Below are 3,401 nucleotides of genomic sequence, written 5' to 3'. Positions count from 1 at the left end.
CGACAAATGCAGGGTGGCTTTGGCGGCATGCTCAGTTTTGAACTGAAGGGCGGCCTGGAGGCCGGGATAAACTTGATGAATTCATTGGAGCTTTGTTCCCTGGCCGTCAGCCTAGGTGATGCAGAAACCCTCATCCAACACCCGGCTTCTATGACTCATTCCCCTTACCCACCGGCGGAACGGCTGGCAGCCGGAATCACCGACGGCCTGGTTCGGCTGTCGGTAGGCATCGAAGATGTAGACGACATTATTGCCGATTTGAAGCAGGGATTAGATAAATTGTAAGCTCGTTACCCGCATCCGGGACCGGTCCAAGTTTCCTCCGTGGAAAACACAAAACGAAGCCCCTGCCATCGTACTGGTGGCAGGGGCTTCTAGTTCTACCCGTTGCCTGTCTAAATCTCACACCCCCTATAGAATAATCGGAAACCCCAGCAGTACAGTCTTGACTGCAGGGGTTTTTCATTGTTGACATATTCAGCCGAAAACTCAAATATCCATGATAAAAAGGAGGTGCCTTTATGAGCTGAAGGTAAGTCCGAAGCGGTTAGAGCTACCAAAACCAACAGGGAGGTAATATGTAAATGAGCAATTTCCTCAAAAGTAAGTTTTTCCGGACCTATTTCTTACCCGGCTTCGTCTTCCAGTCAGTGGTAATAGCCGGCGGTTACGGAACTGGACGGGAGCTCATTGAATACTTTCTCTCCCATGGCCCGCTTGGAGGAATCTACGGTATGGTTGTTACAACAGTGGTTTGGGGTATAGTCTTGGCGGTAACCTATGACTTTGTGCGTGTATTCAAGACTTATGATTACCGGAGTCTTTTTACGCAGCTTCTAGGGAAATTCTGGTTTCTCTATGAAATATGCTATATCCTCTTGCTTTTCATAGTGTTAGCCGTTGTTGGTGCAGCTGCAGGAAATGTTGTTCAGGACACTTTTGGCATTCCCTATGTGATTGGGGTCACGGTGATGCTTCTAGGAGTAGCCTACTTATCTTACAGTGGAAGTAGGGCTATTGAGACATATATGTCGTGGTGGTCCTTTGTTCTATATGGCGTTTATGCGGCGTTTATTATCTTTGGACTAAGTAGATTTGGTCCCAGTATTTCTCAGGCTCTTAGCACAAGAGAAATAATCCCCGGTTGGGGTTTGGATGGTTTTAGGTACGCGTTCTACAATTTAGGTTGCATTTGTGCCATTTTATTTACCCTGCCGGATATTGAGACCCGATCGGAGGCCTTTGTCTCCGGATTCCTAAGTTCCCTTATCACTATTATTCCAGGTTTTCTCTTCTATATGGTGGTCTTGAGCGGTTACCCAGGAATCGTCAGTGATACAATGCCAGCCTTTACAGCGCTAAAAAGCCTTGGTTCAGTTTTGTTGCTAGCTGCCTATGAGATCGTACTGTTTGGAACACTGATAGAAACCGGTACCGGCTTTATTCATGCTGTAAACGAACGTTTGGCTGCTACTCTTAAAGAGCGAGATCGGCAGCTTACTAAGAACATGCGGGGAGTCATCGCCCTGGGCATGGTACTTTTGAGTATAGCTATGAGCCGGTTTGGTTTAATTGATCTGATTGCCAAAGGTTACGGAACCATTTCTTGGGGATTCTTTATTACTCACATTGTGCCGGTATTAACCATTGGAATTGCCAAGATAGTAAGAGCAGAAAAGTCTCAACCACCGTTCCCTAATTAACCATGAACCCAGGTGCAACTGATTTGCATAACCACAGCCAACTCGAAAGGGTGGTTCTTTGATCATGCCAGGCCTTAAACGTTGCCTTGCTTTAGTAGAGGAAGATAAGAAGGTAATCTCCCCAGCCTCACGCGTACCCTATTATCCACTGGTTGTAGATCATGCCAGGGGTTGTACAGTGGTAGACGCCGACGGTAATGAATACTTGGATTTCCTGGCCAGTGCGGCTGCCTTAAACACAGGGCACGCTCACCCTAAAATCGTGGACGCTATCAAGCGTCAAGCAGCCAAGTTTATTCACTATACCCCAGCCTACATGTATCATGAACCGCTGGTACGGCTAGCGCAAAAACTGGTGAGCATTACCCCGGGGAAGTTCCCCAAACAAGTCGCTTTTGGGTTGAGCGGCTCCGATGCCAACGATGCTGCCATCAAGTTGGCCCGTGCTTATACCGGTCGTTCCAAAATAATTTCCTTCATCCGTTCTTACCATGGGTCCACTTATGGGTCTATCAGCCTAACAGCGGTAAGCTTAAATATGCGTAGAAAGATCGGACCTTTGCTTCCGGAAATTGAACATTTTCCTTATCCGGACTGTTTCCGTTGTCCCTTCGGTCATCGCCAGCCTGACTGTGATTTGCATTGCTTAGAATACATTAGGTTTGCTTTCGCTAATTATCTTCCAGTTGAGGAAGTAGCAGCTATTATCATCGAACCGATACAAGGTGATGCGGGGATAATTGTTCCGCCAGACGCATATATGCACGGATTGCATGAACTCTGTAAAGAAAACGGTATTCTTTTGGTAGCTGAGGAAGTTCAGCAAGGGTTTGGTCGTACTGGGCGCTGGTTTTCGATCGAGCATTTCGGTATTGAACCGGATATGGTTATTTTGGCTAAGGCTATCGCTGCCGGAATGCCTCTGTCAGCTTTGGTGGCCAGAAAAGAATTTATGCAAGCCTGGGAAGCACCGGCCCACTTGTTTACTATCGGTGGTAACCCTATCTCTTGTGCCGCTGCCTTGGCTAATATCGAGGTAATTGAGGAAGAAAAGTTGATCGAGAATGCAAGGACTTTGGGAGCATACGCCCAGAGAAGGTTCGAGGAACTTCAGGCTGTTTATGATGTCATAGGCGAGGTCAGAGGTAAAGGACTTTCTATCGGTGTAGACTTGGTGTTGGATCACAATACCAGAGAGCGCGCCTGCACTGAAGCAGCAAAGATCTGCTACCGGGCGTGGGAAAAAGGGCTTTTGCTCTCCTTCTTCAGTGGCTCGGTCTTAAGAATTCAACCGCCGCTGATTATTACTAAAGACGAGACGGATCGGGCGCTATCCATCATTGAGGAGTCCATGAAAGACTTAGTAGGCGGTAGAATAAGCGACGAAGTTTTAGAGACCGTAAAGGGATGGTAAATGCTCCTATGACATTTCATCCTCATCGCTCGCTAACGCTGCAGTAACATTTCCACCAATATGATTCCGGCGGGAAACCCCGCCGGAATTTTTATGGACGTACAGGTGTCTACTCTTTCTTCTTAGCTAAGGCCTGGGCAATGCGTTCTTCTGCCAACGCATTAGCGGCTTCGTAGGGAAGAATGTCTCTCTCTTTGGCCAGAGCAAATACCTGAAGCAGAATATTATAGATGTTAGCTGCTTTGGCCAGGGCCCGCTCCTTGTTGTAGCCGCCGGAAGCCATT

At 47.5% G+C, this 3,401-nt stretch carries 4 protein-coding genes; 3 read left to right on the top strand and 1 reads right to left on the bottom strand.

The annotated features are described in order from the left end of the window. The 3 genes from GX016_09735 to GX016_09725 all read left to right on the top strand — a co-directional run. The coding region (locus GX016_09735; protein HHT71828.1) for a methionine gamma-lyase at positions 1–285 on the top strand (285 nt) is incomplete at its 5' end. Between the two features lie 299 nt (positions 286–584). Next, positions 585–1,703: a hypothetical protein gene (locus tag GX016_09730; GenBank protein HHT71827.1), complete on the top strand. Its 1,119-nt coding sequence runs from the start codon at positions 585–587 to the stop codon at positions 1,701–1,703. A 64-nt stretch (positions 1,704–1,767) separates the two neighbouring features. Next, positions 1,768–3,117 (top strand): aspartate aminotransferase family protein, encoded by a 1,350-nt coding sequence (locus tag GX016_09725; GenBank protein ID HHT71826.1) that lies wholly within the window; start codon positions 1,768–1,770, stop codon positions 3,115–3,117. Positions 3,118–3,226: 109 nt separating this feature from the next. Here the strand turns inward: GX016_09725 and GX016_09720 are convergent. Beyond that, positions 3,227–3,401: leucine dehydrogenase (locus GX016_09720; protein ID HHT71825.1), on the bottom strand; the 175-nt coding region annotated here is incomplete at its 5' end.

It is taken from the genome of Bacillota bacterium, assembly GCA_012837285.1.
Lineage (GTDB): Bacteria > Bacillota > DTU030 > DUMP01 > DUMP01 > DUNI01.
This window is presented reverse-complemented; position numbering and strand designations above follow the sequence as displayed.

What these genes read in the sequence shown, in the direction of transcription:
- GX016_09730 (HHT71827.1), top strand. Translation starts at nt 585, where the DNA reads ATGAGCAATTTCCTCAAAAGTAAGTTTTTCCGGACCTATTTCTTACCC.
- GX016_09725 (HHT71826.1), top strand. Translation starts at nt 1,768, where the DNA reads ATGCCAGGCCTTAAACGTTGCCTTGCTTTAGTAGAGGAAGATAAGAAG.